Source organism: Nocardia asteroides (assembly GCA_019930625.1).
Taxonomy (GTDB): domain Bacteria; phylum Actinomycetota; class Actinomycetes; order Mycobacteriales; family Mycobacteriaceae; genus Nocardia; species Nocardia sputi.
In genome coordinates this window covers 2273436-2290122 of record CP082844.1, presented here as the reverse complement: position 1 = coordinate 2290122, position 16687 = coordinate 2273436, and the positions used below count along the sequence as shown (strand labels likewise).

The window sequence follows — 16687 nt, the reverse complement described above, 5'->3', positions numbered from 1 at the left end:
AAGGAGATATCCATGACGCTCTCGATCGCCCACGTCACCGTCGACTGCGACGATGCGGGCGCCCTTGCCGAATTCTGGGCACGACTGCTCGAGGCTCCCGTCGACCCCGACGCGAGCCGGGAGTTCGCCACCGTCGGCCGGACCGCGGGCGCCACCCCGGTGCTGATGTTCATCCGGGTGCCCGACAAGAACCCGGGCAAGAACGTGATCCACCTGGATCTGCACGCTCCCGACGGAGACGAGCAGGTGCGCCGCGCGATCGACCTCGGCGCGAAGCACATCGGCGACTTCGACGAGTGGGGCACGAAGTGGACGACACTGGCCGACCCGGAAGGCAATCTCTTCGATATCGCCGCCGAATAGAACCGGCGCCGAATGGAACGCCCGATCCCGGCGGCGACGACGGCCGGAACCGGACCGTCGTCGCCGCCGCGTGATCAGGCCAGTTCGCGCTGCAAGTTCGCGAGTACCTCGGCCTGGATCTTCTTCAGGCCCAGCGGCGCGAAGATGCCCTCGAAAATGCCCTTGACGCCGCCCGCACCCTTCCAGGTGGTCCGCAGCGTAACCCGCGCGCCCGCGCCCTCCGGGGTGACGGTCCAGGTGTTCACCAAGGTCGAATTCGAGTCACGCTCGGTGACAATGGAATCCGATACCGAGACGACCGCGTGCACGTTACGCGAGCGCTTCTCGGTGGCCTGCAAAGTCCATTCCGCGACGGTTCCCGCGCCCTTGCCGCCTTCGACCACCTTGTAGTCGCGGTAGTGCGACGAGAGAATGCGCGGACGCACCGTGTCGTAGTCTGCGATGGCCTCCAGCGCGCGCTGCGGATCCGCTGCCACGTCGATCGAACTACTGGCGCTGACCTGTCCCACAATGAGCTCCTTGTCCGGATGCGGTGTCTCGACAGACCCATCCTGCCCTGTCCGGGTCGGGGGGAAAACGCCGAGGGCAGACCGTGTGGCGAACTTCTTCGGACAATTCGGTATTACCTTTCGCAACATATGCGTGACATTTCTCCACGACCGTGGCCGCGCGGTGGCCTCGCCGTATCGTCCGTACTAGCGTCGAGGGGTGGCAGTGAGTCTGTTGGGGAAGGCCGGACACGCACCGGCCGCACGCGAATCAGGATTTGCCGCGCATCGAGCGGGCGTCGACCGCCTATTGGCGAGTTACCGCGCGATACCCGAGCACGCCAACGTCCGGTTGGCGAAGAAGACCTCGAACCTCTTCCGCGCCAGGGCCGCGAACCCCGCGCCCGGTCTCGATGTCTCCGGGCTGACCCGGGTCATCGCGGTGGACCCGGTCGCCGAGACCGCCGACGTCGCCGGCATGACCACCTACGAGGAGCTGGTCGCCGCCACCCTCCCGTACGGGCTCGTGCCGCTGGTCGTTCCACAGCTCAAGACGATCACGCTGGGCGGCGCGGTCACCGGCCTCGGCATCGAGTCGACCTCCTTCCGCAGCGGTCTACCCCACGAGTCGGTGCTGGAGATGGACGTGCTCACCGGCGCGGGCGAGATCCTCACCGCGACGCCGGACAACGAGCACGCCGATCTGTTCCGCGGCTTCCCGAACTCCTACGGCACGCTGGGTTACACGGTCCGGCTGAAGATCGAACTGGAACGGGTGCAGCCGTACGTCGCGCTGCGGCACGTGCGTTTTCGTGATCTGCGCGCACTGGAAGCCACCCTCGCGACGATCGTCGCGGACCGGACCTACGAGGGCGAGCGAGTCGACTACCTCGACGGCGTCGTGTTCTCCGCCGAGGAGAGCTACCTGACACTGGGCCGCGGGACCGACGAGCCGGGCCCGGTCGGCGACTACACCGGGATGGACATCTACTACCGGTCCATCCAGCACGACGGCGACACGCCCAAGCGCGACCGCCTGACCATCCACGACTACCTGTGGCGCTGGGACACCGACTGGTTCTGGTGCTCGCGCGCCTTCGGCGCGCAGAACCCCAAGATCCGCCGGTTCTGGCCGAAACGCTACCGGCGCAGCAGCTTCTACTGGAAGCTCGTGGCGCTGGACCACAAGTACCACATCGGTGACAGGCTGGAAGCCCGCAAGGGCAACCCTCCGCGCGAACGGGTGGTGCAGGACGTCGAAGTGCCGGTGGAACGCACCGCCGACTTCGTGGAATGGTTCCTGCGCGAGGTCCCGATCGAGCCGATCTGGCTGTGCCCGCTGCGTTTGCGCGAGACCGGCGCCACGAATCTGCCGGGCGAACGGACCTGGCCGCTGTATCCCTTGGAGCCGGACCGGACCTACGTGAATGTCGGATTCTGGTCGGCCGTGCCCACCGTCCCCGGGCAGCAAGAAGGCGCGGCCAACCGCGCCATCGAACGCACGGTGACCGAGTTCGACGGTCATAAGTCGCTGTACTCGGATTCTTTCTACGGCAAGGATGAGTTCGCGGCGCTCTACGGCGGAACCACCTACACCGAACTCAAGAAACGCTATGACCCGGACCAGCGCCTGCTGGATTTGTATTCGAAGGCGGTGCAACGCAAATGACGACTTTCAAGGACCGTTCCGATGTCTTCGCCGATCTCGGGACCAAGCTCAGCATTGCCGAGATCTTCGAGACCCTCGTCGAGGGCCCGGTGCCGATCCGGCTGACGGCCTACGACGGCAGCGCGACCGGCCCGGAGGACTCGCAGTACACACTGGAGATCCGGACCCCGCGCGGCATCAACTATCTGGCGACGGCTCCCGGCGACCTGGGCATGGCCCGCGCCTACATCGCCGGCGACATGACCATCACCGGCGTGCACCCCGGTGATCCGTACGAGATCCTGAAGGCGCTGGACGGGCTGAAGTTCCGGCGGCCTTCCGCGCTGGCTCTGGTGACCATCGCGCGCTCCCTCGGCTGGGAGCGGCTCAAGCCGGTCGCCCCGCCGCCCCAGGAGACCCTGCCGCGCTGGCGCCGCATCGCCTTCGAAGGCCTGCGCCACTCCAAGACCCGCGACGCCGAAGCCATCCATCATCACTACGACGTCTCGAACACCTTCTACGAGTACGTACTCGGCCCGTCGATGACCTACACCTGCGCGGTCTACGGCGAGGAGAACTGGACGCTGGAGCAAGCGCAGGAGAACAAATACCGCCTGGTGTTCGAGAAGCTGCGGTTGAAGGAGGGCGACCGACTGCTCGACATCGGCTGCGGGTGGGGCGGCATGGTGCGCTATGCCGCCAAGCGCGGCGTCAAGGTGATCGGTGCGACGCTCTCGGCCGAGCAGGCGGACTGGGCGCAGAAGAAGATCGCCGAGGAAGGCCTGACCGACCTGGCGGAAGTGCGTCATTCCGACTACCGCGACGTGCCGGAGGGCGAATTCGACGCGGTGTCCTCGATCGGGCTCACCGAGCACATCGGGGTGCACAACTACCCGTTCTACTTCGACTACATCAAGAGCAAGCTGCGCGACGGCGGCCTGTTCCTCAATCACTGCATCACCCGCCCGGACAACACCCGCACCACCAAGGCGGGTGATTTCATCGACCGCTACGTGTTCCCGGACGGCGAGTTGATCGGTTCGGGCCGGATCATCTCCGAGATCCAGAACATCGGGCTGGAAGTGCTGCACGAGGAGAATCTGCGCGAGCACTACGCCTTCACGCTGCACGAATGGTGCAAGAATCTGGTCGCCGACTGGGACGCCTGCGTCGCGGAGGTCGGCGAGGGCACCGCGAAGGTGTGGGGCCTGTACATGGCGGGCTGCCGGCTCGGCTTCCAGCGCAACGTGGTTCAGCTGCACCAGGTGCTCGGCGTCAAACTGCCCGCCGACGGCGACTGGACCGTACCGCTGCGCCCGTGGTGGCAGCCGTAACCCGCTTCGTTCAGTAGGCCTGGCTGCCCGCCTCGTTCAGGAGTTCGGCCAAAAACGGGGCGGGTAGCTCGATGTCACCGACCTGCGCCGACGCGGGCAGGTCGGCGTGCAGCACGCGCAGGATGCCGACCACGCCGGGGCCCGCGTCCAGCAGCGGCCTGGTCCAGCCGAGGTCGGCGCAGGTCGCGACGGAGGGCAATAGCAGGTTGGTGGCCTCGCCCACCCAGCCCGAGGCGGCCAGGCATTCCGCGAGTAGTAGCGCGGCGTCCAATTGCGCGCGCGGGCGGTCCTTCTCGAGCGTGTGGCCGTACAGCGCGCGGGCACGGCGCACCGCCCGGTCGTCGGAACCGATCCGATGTTCGACGAGCAGCACGCGGATCGCGGCGAGTTCCTCCGCCTCGGCGGTGAGCAGGGCGGCGCCGGTCAGCCGATGACCCGCTTGCAGCGGCGTGTGCTCGCTGGGATCGGTGTATCGGCGATCCGCGGCCTCCATCGGCATGCCCAGCCGCAGACGTTCCGCCCGGATGTGCGCGGCCAGCCGCGGCAGCCTGTTGTCGGCGGCGATGCGCGCGCCCTCGTCCAGCCGCGTGGCGGCGGTGAACAGATCGCCGCGGACCGCTTTGACCCGGGCGCCGACGACGAAGGTCGAGATCAGGAAGTCCACCGGTCCGACCCGGGTGACCAGTTCGTGGCTCTCGTCGAGCAGCCGGTCGGCGGTCTCCAGATCCCCGCGGCGGTAGCTCATCTCGCCGAGCAGCGCGGCGGTCACGCGCACCGCGTGCGAGCGCGGACCCGAGCGCTCGTGCGCGGAATCCCAGGCCTGCTGGAAGCAGCGGGTGGCGGTGGCGACGTCGAGTTGCTCGTAGGCAGCCGCGCCTTCGCCGCAGCGGCCGAAGACCAGGCCCAGCGGATCCTTCGAGCGTTCGTGGTACTCCTGCGCCCAAGCCTGTGTCTGCCTGGCGCCCTCGAAGTCGAACCCGCACAGGTGCACGAACGTCGTCAGGTTCGCCGCGGTCGAGACCGTCCATGCGGGTAGGTCGTCCGGATGCTGGAGACAGTCGGCGACCCGATCCAGGACGCCCTCGGTGTGGTCGCGCGCGATCTGGTCGGAAGCGGCCAGCACCGCGGCCTGACAGCGCTGCAGGCGCACGTCGGCGTCACCGGTGGAGCCCCGGGCCAGGATGTTCGACAGCCTGCCGAGCGCGTTGCGCGCCGCGCCGGACTGCTGCAAGTTGACGTTCGCCCTGGCCACCGCGATCAACAGCTTGGAGCGCGACGCGACCTGTTGCATGGGCAGTTTCGAAACGCTGCCCAGCAGCGTGGCCAGCCGGGAACCGTCGATCAGGTCCATCCCGCCGCTCTCGAGCAGGTCCAACGCCATCTTCAGGTCGGTCGCGGCGAGCGCGTGATCGACCGACTTGCGCAACAGCTGATGCTCGGCGTACCAGCGCGAAGCCTTGCGGTGCAGCGACTTCAGCTTCCCGGGGTGGACGCGGTCGAGCCGGGTGCGCAGATGCTCGGCGAACAGCGGCTGCAGCCGGAACCACTCCGGGTCGTGCTCGATGCGCCGCAGGAACAGCTCGCGTTGCTCGGCCTGCTCGAGCAACTGTTCGGCGTCCGACTCCCCGGACAGCGCCGCGGCGAGCGAACCGCAGACCCGCTCGGTCACCGCGATCGACATCAGGAACTCGAGCATCCTCGGTTCCAAGGTGTCCAGCACGTTCTCGGCGAGGTATTCGCGGATGCCGTGATTGCCCTCGGAGAGTGTGGCGATCAGCTGGGCGGGGTCGGCGTTGCCGCGCAGGGACAGCCCGACCAGCTGGATGGCAGCGGGCCAGCCATCGGTGGCGGTGTGGATCTCGGTCACCTGGTCCGGGGTCAGGTCGAACCCGTTGCGGTCGACCAGGATCTGCCGGGTCTCCGCCTCGGTCAGGCGCAATGCGGCCGAGCCGATCTCGACGAGCTCGTCGTGCACCCGCATCCGCCCCGTCGGCAGGCCGGACTGCTCCCGGCTGGTCACGACGAAACGCAGGTGGTGGCAGCCGTTGTCCAGCAGGGCCTCCATCGCGCGATGCGCGCCCGCGTCGGTGATCCGATGCCAGTCCTCCACGATCACCACGACCGTCTTGCCCGCGGTATGGATCTCTTCGATGAGCGTGGGGACGACGAACGCGACGGCGTCGGCGGGCCGCTCCTCCAGTACCTGGTCCAGACCGGCGCCGACGTCCGGATGCACCCGGCGGATCGCCTGGATGAGGTGGGCCAGCAGCCAGATCTCGTTGTCGTCGTCGCGGTCGATGCCGATCCAGGCGACCGCGGCTGAGCCTTCGGCGAGTTCGGCGCGCCACTGCGCGGCCAGCGTGCTCTTGCCGAATCCCGCGGGAGCGTGGATCACCGCCAGCCTGCGCCGCCCGCCTCCGCGCAGGATGTCCAGCAGACGCGGCCGCGGTATCGGCTCCCGTGTCGGTGTGGGGGGACGGAATTTGGTGACGGCCGTCGGCGGCGTCGTGGTCGCGCCCGAATGCTGCGAGACGACCGGCCGCAGCGTCAGCGGCCAGCTGCGCCGCGCGGTGACAGCGGGGCGGGAGCCGGTCCACGCCACGGTCGGACCGCCGACAGCGGTATGGGTCGTCGGTTCGGGCTCTTGCGTGGTGTCCAGCAGCGCCATATCGTCCGGCAACTGGTCGTGGCTGCGCTGCACCGCGCGCAGCATCTCGCCGAACTCGTAGGCGCTGGCCGGGCGATCCCGCGGATTCGGGGACATGGCCTGTTCGATGACGTCGGCCACATCCGGCGGAATGTCCTGTTCGCGCAGGTCGGGCACCGGCTGCGTGGTGATGCGCAGAAACTGCGCGACCACCCGCTCACCCGCCTGCCGTTCGAAGGCCGCGTGCCCGGTGAGCAAGGCGAACAACGTCGAGCCCAGGCCGTAGACATCGGAGCGGATGGTCGGCTCGTCGCCCTTGAGGACCTCCGGCGCGGTGAACGCGGGCGAACCGGTGATCATGCTGCTCGAGGTGCGGAACCCGCCCGGGATGCGGGCGATGCCGAAATCGGTCAACTGCGGCTCGCCGTAGCCGCTGAGCAGGACGTTGGCCGGTTTCACGTCCCGGTGCAGGATTCGGGCGCGGTGCGCGCTCTCGATCGCGCCCGCAAGCTTGACACCGGCTCGCAGAGAGTCGGCCCAGGTCAAGGGGCCTTGATCGCGGATCAGTTTCTCCAGCGACCCGTGAGTGCAGTACGGCATGACGATCAGCGGCATTCCGGTCAGCGTGACGTCCACCTGGAGGATGTCGACGATATTCGGGTGGCCGGACAGCTTGCCCATGGCTTGTTCCTCGCGCAGGAACCGCTCCCGGCTCTCCGCGTCGATCTCCGAAGAGAGGACCTTGACCGCGACCACCCGGTCCAACGCGGTCTGAACGCAGCGATACACCACCCCGAACCCGCCGCGGCCGATTTCCACCGCACCGGACAGGCCCATCGCCTCCAGTTCGTCGGCGATCGCGAGAGGCGGCTGCCGCTGTGTGTTCGCTTCGGCCGCAGTCGCATCGGGACCCACCCGGCCCGAACGCGTCTGTGGATTCATGTGATCACCTCGCACTCACCTCGAATCGGCGACATCGGCGACCAACTCCGCGCCGACCCCCGGACGCGGTGTCCGATATGTCTGCGCATACTCCAACGTAGCGCGGTGCGCGAGCACGCGGGAGGTGTTTCCGAACAGGACAGCGCGTGTCCCCCCACTCCGCCTGTTCGCACGCCGCTCGACGCTCGATCGTGGAATCGGCGCGCGTAGCGGCCGGCCCGCAGCGTCACCGCCGCATGTCAGGCCGCCTCGAGCAGCCCCGGCCTAGGCGAGGGCGAGGGCGATGACCTGGGTGACCTGGCGGCTGTCGAAATTGTCGTCGCTGACCAGAACGAGGGTTCGCTCGCCGGAGGGCAGGCGGGGACCCCAGGTCATGCCCTCCACATTGTCGATGGCGGCGAGTCCGACGTGGTCGAGGTCGACGACCAGCCGCTTGGCCACCGGGCGGGCGGGACCGATCGGGGCATCGAGAATATTGGTCGCGGCACTCAGATCGGCCTCGTAGAGGCGAACCTTGTTTCCTGCGTCAGGAGCGTAGGAGCGTTCCAGCACAAGGACTTTCGCCGGATCCAGCGGATCGGCCGCAAGGAGGGAAACGATCCCGTTCCCGCCACGGGCGGGCTCGGGACTCGCCCCGGCGAAGGCCGGCTCCATCGGATACGCGTACTGGGCGAGCAGAGGTCCGGATCGAGCCTGGACGGTGATCCGCGCGCGCGCTCCGTTCGTGGTGGTAGCCGCCGGTCCGTCCGGCAACAGCGGCCCTTCCGTGGCGGTCACGAACAGCGTGCCCGCGGCGAGGAAGGTCGCCGCCTCCAGCGCCTGGTTCTGCCGGGGACCCGAGCCTGCCCGCATCCGTTCGTTCTCCGGAATCGGCAGCTCACCGGCATACGAGCCGTCCGGGTGCGCGATCCGCACCGACGGGTCCGCGAGCACGGCGCCGTCCCGCTCGCCTTCCTGCGTCCAGTAGTAGTCGCCGGTCCACGAATCGACCCGGATCTCTTCCGGGTCCACCGACATCGGCGCGTAGTGGGCGCCCCTAACGGTCAGCAGCGGTCGCGTGCCGGTGAACGTGACCGGGCCGACCCCGCGATCGCCGACCTCGATACGCGCGGTGTAGTACCGGGCGGGGTCCTTGTTCGACCGATCGTCGCTGATCAGCACGAATGCACCGGTGTGTGCCGAGTAATCGATCCCGGAGAGCCCACCGACGGTGGTGCCCTCGAATTCCAGGCCCGATGCGATCACCTGCTCGCCCAGCAACCGCACCGAGTGGCCGCCCGCGAGATCGGCGGCAGCCGACGGCGCCGAGGCGAGCGCTAGGGCACAACTGGCGATCAGAACACGGTGACTACGTCTCGGCACGGCTGCCAACATATCCGGCCGAAAGGGCGCGCGGGTGAACGGGCGGGGAAACGACGGAAGCCCGCCACCGCGAAAAGCGGTGGCGGGCTTCGCCGATGCGTACGGCGCGAGACTACTTGCGCAGCGAGGCCGGGACCTCGAAGCGATCGCCGTAGGTCTTGGCGAGGTAGTCGGCGCGTTCCACGAAGGCCTCCTGGCCACCGGGGTAACCGACGATGAACTGGTGCACACCACCGGTCCAGGCCGGGAAGCCGATGCCGAAGATGGAGCCGATGTTGGCGTCGGCGGTCGAGGTGAGCACGCCCTCGTCGAAGCACTTCTGGGTCTCGATCGCCTCCGCGAACAGCATGCGGTCGATCAGATCCTGGATCGGGACGCCGAAGTCGGTCGTGGTCTTGAAGTGCTCACGCAGGCCCGGCCACAGACCGGTGCGCTTGCCGTTCTCGTCGTACTCGTAGAAGCCCGCCTTCTCCAAGCGGCCCGGACGACCCTCGGACACCATGTAGTCGATGACGTCCTGCGCCGGGTGCCGCTTGACGCCCAGGGTGGTGTCGCCCGCCTGAGCGGCCTCCAGGGTCTCCTTCGCGATCTTCTGCATGAGCTTCATGTTCAGCTCGTCCGACAGCTGCAGCGGCGCGGCGGGGTAGCCCGCCTGCAGACCGGCCTGCTCGATGGTGGCGGGCTCGATGCCCTCCTTCAGCATGGCGATCGCCTCGTTGACGAAGGTGCCGATCACGCGCGAGGTGAAGAAGCCGCGGCTGTCGTTGACGACGATCGGGGTCTTCTTGATCGCGAGGGTGTAGTCGAACACCCGGGCCAGCGCCTCGTCCGAGGTCTTCTCACCCCTGATGATCTCCACCAGCGGCATCTTGTCGACCGGCGAGAAGAAGTGGATGCCGATGAAGTCCTCCTGGCGCTTCACGCCGGTCGCCAGACCGGTGATCGGCAGGGTGGAGGTGTTCGAGCCGAGCAGCGCGTCGGGGGTGACGACGTCCTCGATCTCCTGGAACACCTTGTGCTTCAGCTCGGTGTTCTCGAAGACGGCCTCGATGACGAAGTCGACGCCGGCGAAGTCGGCCGCGTCCGCGGTCGGCTTGATCCGGTCCAGCAGCGCCTTGGACTTCTCCTCGGTGGTCTTGCCCCGCGAGAGCGCCTTGGCCTCGATCTTCTCGGAGTAGTTCTTGCCGCGCTCGGCCGCCTCGATCGAGACGTCCTTGAGCACGACCTCGTAGCCGGCCTTGGCCGAGACGTACGCGATGCCCGCGCCCATCATGCCCGCGCCGAGCACGCCGACCTTCTTGATCTCCTTCTTCGGCACGTCCTTCGGACGCGAACCGCCGTTGTTGATCGTCTGCAGGTCGAAGAAGAACGCCTGGATCATGTTCTTCGCGACCGGCCCGGTGAGCAGATGCACGAAGTAGCGGGACTCGATCAGCGACGCGTTGTCGATGTCGACCTGCGAGCCCTCGACCGCGGCCGACATGATCGCGCGCGGCGCGGGCATGTTCGCGCCCTTGATCTGCTTGCGCAGGTTGGCCGGGAAGGCGGGCAGGTTCGCCGCGAAGGCCGGCGAGGACGGGGTGCCGCCGGGGATCTTGAAGCCCTTCTTGTCCCACGGCTGCACACAGGCCTCGGGGTTGGCCTTGATCCACGCCTTGGCGGCCGGGACCAGCTCCTCGACCGAGCCGACGAGCTCGTCGATCAGGCCGATCTCCTTGGCCTTGGCCGGCTTGTTGCGCTGGCCCTGCAGCAGCACCTGCATCAGGGCGTTCTGCAGGCCCAGCATGCGTACGGTGCGGATGACGCCGCCGCCCGCGGGCAGCAGGCCGAGGGTGGCCTCCGGCAGACCGATCTGCGAACCGGGCACATCCGCCGCGATGCGGTGGTGGGTGGCCAGCGCGATCTCCAGACCGCCGCCGAGCGCGGCGCCGTTGATGGCGGCGACGACCGGCTTGCCCAGCTGCTCCAAGCGGCGCAGCGCGCCCTTGATCTCGGCCAGCTCGTCCATCAGCGCCTGGGCGTCCTCCGGACCGACCTTCATCATGTTCTTCAGGTCGCCGCCGGCGAAGAAGGTCTTCTTCGCGGAGGTCAGGACGACACCGGTGATGTTGTCCTTTTCCGCCTCGAGCCGGTCGACGGTGGCGGTCATCGACTTCTTGTACAGCTCGTTCATCGTGTTGGCGCCCTGGTTCGGGTCGTCCATCGTCAGCACGACGATGCCGTCCGAATCCTGCTCCCAACCGATCATGTTGGTTTCGCTCACAGCTTTATGTCTCCTAGGTGAATTAGCGGCGTTCGCGGCCCTACGTGGGTTACGCAGGCTGCCGCTTCCGGGCTGACGCTCACGCCGCCGTAAATCTTCAGCTGTCGGTTGGGGTCAGACCCGCTCGATGATGGTGGCCACGCCCATGCCGCCGCCGATGCACAGGGTGATCAGCGCGTAGCGGCCACCCCGGCGCTCCAGCTCGTCGACCATGGTGCCGGTGATCATCGCGCCGGTAGCACCCAGCGGGTGGCCCATCGCGATCGCACCGCCGTTGACGTTCAGCTTCTCGTCCGGGACGTTGAGATCCTTCTGGAACTTCAGCACCACGGAGGCGAACGCCTCGTTGATCTCGACCAGGTCGATGTCGTCGAGGGTCAGACCCGCCTTGGCCAGCACCTTCTTGGCGGCCGGCGTCGGACCGGTGAGCATGATGGTGGAGTCGGCGCCGCTGGTGGCGGTCGCGACGACGCGCGCACGCGGGGTCAGGCCGGAGGCCTTGCCCGCCTCTTCCGTACCGACGAGCACGAGCGCGGCGCCGTCGACGATGCCGGAGCTGTTGCCGCCGTGGTGCACGTGGTTGATCTTCTCGACGAAGTGGAACTTCTGCAGCGCCACCGCGTCGAAGCCACCCATCTCACCGATCACGGCGAAGGACGGCTGCAACTTGGCCAGGTCCTCGGCGGTGGTGCCGGGACGCATGTGCTCGTCCTTGTCCAGCACGACGATGCCGTTCTGGTCCTTGACCGGGACGATCGACTTGGCGAAGTAGCCGCCGGTGGTGGCCTTGGCGGCCAGCTCCTGCGAGCGCACCGCGTAGGCGTCGACATCGTCGCGGCTGAAGCCCTCGATGGTGGCGATCAGGTCGGCGGAGACGCCCTGCGGGACGAAGTAGGTGTCGTAGTTGGTGGCCGGGTCCAGCGCCCAGGCGCCGCCGTCGGAGCCCATCGGCACGCGCGACATGGACTCGACGCCACCGGCGATGACCAGGTCGTCGAAGCCGGAGCGGACCTTCTGGGCGGCCAGGTTGACGGCCTCGAGGCCGGAGGCGCAGAAGCGGTTGAGCTGGAATCCGCCGACGGTGTCGGGCAGGCCTGCCACGGTGACCGCGGTGCGGGCGATGTCGGCGCCCTGGTCGCCGACCGGCGCCACCACGCCGAGGATCAGGTCGGAGATCCGGTCCTCGTCGAGGTTCGGAAAGCGGCCGCGCAGCTCCTGGATCAGACCAACAGTCAGGTCGATCGGCTTGACCGAGTGCAGCGAGCCGTTCTTCTTGCCACGGCCGCGCGGGGTGCGGATGGCCTCGTAAATGTAGGCCTCTGTGGTCATATCGGAGTGTTCCTTCCTCAATGTGCGGCGGCCGGACCCTCGTCCGTCCGAGCGCTGGTGTGCGGCGACACCGCGGGTGCGGCGTGGCTGCGGCTGACCTCGCCGACCGGCCTTGCGGCCGACCGTTCCTAACGCTGTACAAAACCAGGCAAGCAACAGCGGACGCACGTTCCGGTCGTCCGTACGCCTGGGCATACCATAGAACGTCGGTGTACCGAAGCTCACGGCTACCCGTTCATACTACCGTGGGGTGCGAACTCCGGTTAACTTAACGTCGTAGGAGCGGTGGTTGTCAACCATCCAGCCGTGTGGCACCCAGCTCACTCTTCAGCAATTCGAGGGCGACCTCGTCCGGGTCGCGCCGATCGCCGGGAGCCACCGGATCGGCCGCGGCGGCCAGCATCTCCTGCTCCTCTTCCGGCGTCGGGGCGGGAATCACACCCTCCCCGTCCCACCTCTTGGCCGCGCTGCTGTTGCCGCCCGGCTCGGCGTCGTACCGCGGATAATCCGCGGGACCCGGGTCGTCCGGTAGGTCGGGGTAGTCGGGCGGCGGGATGTCGTCGTCCGCGGGATACGGGCGCGGCTCGGCGCCGCTCGCGCGCGCACGGCCCCCGTTCCCCGGCTTGTCGGTGCTCGCGTTCTTCGCCTGACTCGGGCGCGAGAACCGCGGCGGGGCGGCGTCCGAAGCCCGGCCGGCCGCGTTGCCGGATTCACGTCCAGGCTGATTGCCCGCCTGTCCGCGCGTGCGATTCCCCGCACCGCCGGACCGTGGCGCCGCCGCGGGCCGTGGCGCCGCGCCGCCCGCTTCCCAGCGCACCTCATGGTCACGGCCGAGCACCGCCCGCACCGCCGAGCGGACCGCTTCCAGATTGCGCGGATCGGACAATCGCTGGGCAAGCGGCGCGTGCTGATGCGCGAAGACGATGACCTCGCCCTCCACCCGGGCAATCGAGGCACCGGCGAGCATCGCCTGCACCGCCGCGCCGAACTCGCGCACCTTGGCGCGGATGTCCATCCAAGCGGCTTCCACTTCGCGCAGCAGATCACCGCTCGGCGCGACCGAGGACGATCGATCGGCTCCGGACTCCTGCGGCCCCGTCTCCGGCGCGCGACGATCGCGCGCCACGGATCGATCCTGGTCGCCGGGCACACTCTTGGCGGCGGAAGGATCGGCGACCTCGCCGCGTTCTTCGACCGGTTCGGCGGAGGGTGACGCCACCGGTCCGCCCGACCTCGCGGCACCCGCCGTCGACGGGGCGGCGCCGGGACTCGCCTCGTCTCCGGAGAACGCCTGTGCGCCTGCGGAGGAGAAACCGGGGGCTTCACCACGCGCAGCAGCGATATCCGTCGATCCGGACCTTGCGGAACCGGACGCATCACTCCGCGACGCCGCCGATCCCTCCGCCGTGCCCGGCGGCTTACCGCCGGAGACGGCAGCCGGTTCCCCGGCAGGCGCAGGCCGATCGGCACTCTCGGGCGACGCGACCGAAGATTCGGCATCGGCGCGCGCTGCGCGGTGTGGGTCTCCGGCACCGGCGTCGTTCTCATCTCCACCGGAAGGGCCGCCCGGCCCGGTGGCCGCGGAACCGGCCGCACCGGGAAGTCGACTTACCGCTGGTTCGGCACTGGCGACAGGTCCGGCGATTTCGGCAGGCGCGGCACCAGCGGCTTCGGGGCCTCTTCCCGAACCCGCCTCCGCACTGCCACCTCCACGGGTCTCGCGACGAATCGCCGCCAGCGCCTCCGCACCCCGGCGGCGGGGCGGATCGGACGGTGATCCGGCCGCTGTCGCGGGTTGGGCGGAAGCAGGCGACGAGGACGCGGAGGGGGCGGCGGCGAAGGAGCCACCGGCCAGGCCGCGCTCCAGCCGTTCCAACCGCTGCAGCGTGGCCGATTCCGCATCGGACACCGAGGGCAGCAACATGCGCGCGCAGACGACTTCGAGCAGCAGCCGCGGCGCTGTGGCGCCGCGCATCTCCCCGAGACCTTCGTGCAACAACTCTGCATACCGGGTCAGGGTGGCCGGGCCCAATCGCGCGGCCTGATCGCGCATCCGGTCGAGCACGTCGCCGGGGCCGGTGACCAGCCCGCGCTCGGTGGCGTCGGGCACCGCGCGCAACAGGATCAAGTCGCGGAAGCGATCGAGCAGGTCGACCGCGAAACGGCGCGGGTCGTGGCCCGCCTCCATCACCCGGTCGACGGTGCCGAACAACGCGGCGCCGTCGTCGGCGGCCAGCGCCTCGACCGCGTCATCGATCAGTGCCACGTCGGTGACGCCGAGCAGCGAGACCGCGCGGTTATACGTGACGCCCTCGGGGCCCGCCCCCGCCAGCAGCTGGTCGAGCACGCTCAGACTATCGCGCGGCGAACCGCCGCCCGCGCAAATCACCAAGGGATAGACCGCTTCTTCGACCGGCACGTGCTCCTGTTCGCAGATCCGGCCGAGCAGCCCGCGCATCGTGGCGGGCGGCAGCAACCGGAACGGGTAGTGATGCGTGCGCGAACGGATGGTGGGCAGCACCTTGTCGGGCTCGGTGGTCGCGAAGATGAAGATCAGATGCGCCGGCGGCTCCTCGACGATCTTGAGCAGCGCGTTGAACCCGGCGGTGGTGACCATGTGCGCTTCGTCGACGATGAACACCCGGTACCTGGACTCGGCGGGTGCGTAGAAGGCGCGGTCGCGCAGTTCCCTGGTGTCGTCGACGCCGCCGTGGCTCGCGGCGTCGAGTTCGATGACATCCAGGTTGCCCGGCCCACCGGGGCCGAGGGCCACGCAGGACGGGCAGGTGCCGCACGGCGTCGAAGTGGGCCCTTGCGCGCAGTTCAGCGACCTCGCGAGGATGCGCGCCGAGGAGGTCTTGCCGCAGCCGCGCGGACCGGAGAACAGATAGGCGTGACTGATCCGCCCCGTGTCGAGCGCGATACTCAGCGGGTCGGTGACGTGCTCCTGACCCACCACCTCAGCGAACGTTGCCGGTCGGTACTTTCGGTACAGAGCCACGGCCAGAGGTTACCGGCGCGCACCGACAAAGGACATTCCCGCCTGGTGCGCCGGTCGCCGCCGAACCGATGAGCCAATATGTGATCCAAGTCACAACATGCGCGCCGCCTTCTTCGGAAGCCCGCCATGGCATCCAAGGTGGCAACATTTGAGCTATCACTCATGCTGCTCGGGCGAAGACCGGACCAGGCCGCCGCCACACCCCTCATGCGCCGGAAAATATGAACTCACACCCCGGTTTACCTCGACTTTTTGGATATAACGAAACCGTCACCATGGGTGACACCGATGCAATCGTCTGGCTAACGTGGCAGTCGGCAACTTCGGTAGCCAAACCTTCATCAGGTTGGTGACCCCGGCCGGTCCCTCATCCCGACCGGGGCACAACCAACAAAGCTCGGCCCACGGGTGACCAGCGCCAATTCCCCCACTTCCACCGGAGGACCGTCCACCGTGTCGTGTGACGACATCGCCGCCGCCTGGCTGTCCAGCACCGATTTCGCGGGCGACCGCTCCGCCGTCGCCCTCTTGAGCCGCGCCATCAGCCCGCAGGAGTTCGCGATCAAGCGCGACTCGCTGCCGGTCACCGCGGCAGCCGATCCGGCCACCGCCGCCGCCATCCTGGAACTGCTCGAGCGCGGCCAGGTGCCCACCATGGCCGCCATCCGCACTCTGACCGCGCAGAACGAGATGCGCCGCGAGGCCGAGCGCATCGAACGCCTCGGACGCCGCGCCCAGCGCAGCATCGATGATTTCGGCCGGGCCCTGGCCAAACTGGCCGACGCGCACTGGACCGCGCACGGCTATGGGCCCACCCGCCGCGACGTGCTGTGCAGCGAGCAGATCATGACGCTGATCCGCACCCGCGTCGGCAATATCGCGCCGTCGGCGGTCAAACACCTCTGGCTGATCGAGCGTGCCCAGCGCGCCGGGTGGATCGCCTCCAACGCCAACCCTCGATCGCTGTGCGCCGGACGGCGTTTCTACGCGGCCCAGTACGGCAACCGGGTGTCGTTGCGCCCGGTGAACATGATCGGCACCGCGATCGCGACGTACCTGGCGGACTACCTGGACGAGCACGGCCGCGCGCCGCGCTGGTCGGTGGTCGCGCAAGAACTGCGCGACGACCGGGGCCGCCGCATTTTCCACAACACCGCCGACGCCCGCGTCCAGCAGCTCTGGTTGACCACCGCCGAATGGGTGGAGATGCGCGACGACCTCCCCGTGCCCGGGCGGCGGGGGTTGCGGGCGATCCGCAAGTTCCGCGGCTGACCTCCGGCGCGTCGCGAGGGCTCGACACCAATAGGTTA

At 68.5% G+C, this 16687-nt stretch carries 10 protein-coding genes and 1 pseudogene; 4 read left to right on the top strand and 7 right to left on the bottom strand.

Annotated elements, in window-relative coordinates:
- Window positions 1-12: 12 nt before the first annotated feature.
- A complete protein-coding gene (locus K8O92_10345; protein ID UAK34227.1) occupies window positions 13-363 on the top strand; it encodes a VOC family protein in 351 nt (116 codons plus the stop codon).
- 74 nt (window positions 364-437) lie between these two features.
- Here the strand turns inward: K8O92_10345 and K8O92_10340 are convergent, their stop codons facing one another.
- Window positions 438-872 carry an SRPBCC family protein gene (locus tag K8O92_10340; protein UAK34226.1) on the bottom strand — a complete coding sequence of 145 codons (435 nt, stop codon included), beginning with the start codon at window positions 870-872 and terminating at the stop codon, window positions 438-440.
- A gap of 205 nt (window positions 873-1077) precedes the next feature.
- Between K8O92_10340 and K8O92_10335 the strand changes: the two genes are divergently transcribed.
- Together K8O92_10335 and K8O92_10330 are read left to right on the top strand one after the other, a co-directional pair.
- Complete coding sequence (locus K8O92_10335) at window positions 1078-2520, top strand: FAD-binding oxidoreductase (protein UAK35594.1); 1443 nt, start codon at window positions 1078-1080, stop codon at window positions 2518-2520.
- Window positions 2517-3833, top strand: a complete 1317-nt coding sequence (locus K8O92_10330; GenBank protein ID UAK34225.1) for a class I SAM-dependent methyltransferase — start codon at window positions 2517-2519, stop codon at window positions 3831-3833. Before K8O92_10335 ends, K8O92_10330 begins: the two co-directional genes overlap by 4 nt.
- Window positions 3834-3843: 10 nt before the next feature.
- Here the strand turns inward: K8O92_10330 and K8O92_10325 are convergent, their stop codons facing one another.
- The 6 genes and pseudogenes from K8O92_10325 to K8O92_10300 form a co-directional block, all read right to left on the bottom strand.
- Window positions 3844-7422: a protein kinase gene (locus K8O92_10325; protein ID UAK34224.1), complete on the bottom strand. Its 3579-nt coding sequence runs from the start codon at window positions 7420-7422 to the stop codon at window positions 3844-3846.
- Between the two features lie 264 nt (window positions 7423-7686).
- Complete coding sequence (locus tag K8O92_10320) at window positions 7687-8796, bottom strand: esterase-like activity of phytase family protein (GenBank protein UAK34223.1); 1110 nt, start codon at window positions 8794-8796, stop codon at window positions 7687-7689.
- 100 nt (window positions 8797-8896) lie between these two features.
- On the bottom strand, window positions 8897-11032 hold the full coding sequence (locus tag K8O92_10315; GenBank protein ID UAK35593.1) for an enoyl-CoA hydratase/isomerase family protein: 2136 nt from the start codon (window positions 11030-11032) through the stop codon (window positions 8897-8899).
- Between the two features lie 129 nt (window positions 11033-11161).
- Entirely contained in the window at window positions 11162-12376 is a 1215-nt protein-coding gene (locus K8O92_10310) for an acetyl-CoA C-acetyltransferase (GenBank protein ID UAK35592.1), read from the bottom strand.
- A gap of 292 nt (window positions 12377-12668) precedes the next feature.
- Complete coding sequence (locus K8O92_10305; GenBank protein UAK34222.1) at window positions 12669-13595, bottom strand: hypothetical protein; 927 nt, start codon at window positions 13593-13595, stop codon at window positions 12669-12671.
- A 437-nt stretch (window positions 13596-14032) separates the two neighbouring features.
- Window positions 14033-15377, bottom strand: a pseudogene (locus K8O92_10300) (DNA polymerase III subunit gamma and tau).
- Window positions 15378-15830: 453 nt separating this feature from the next.
- On the opposite strand from K8O92_10300, the gene K8O92_10295 reads away from it, so the two are divergent.
- Entirely contained in the window at window positions 15831-16649 is an 819-nt protein-coding gene (locus K8O92_10295; protein UAK35591.1) for a hypothetical protein, read from the top strand.
- Window positions 16650-16687 lie beyond the last annotated feature (38 nt).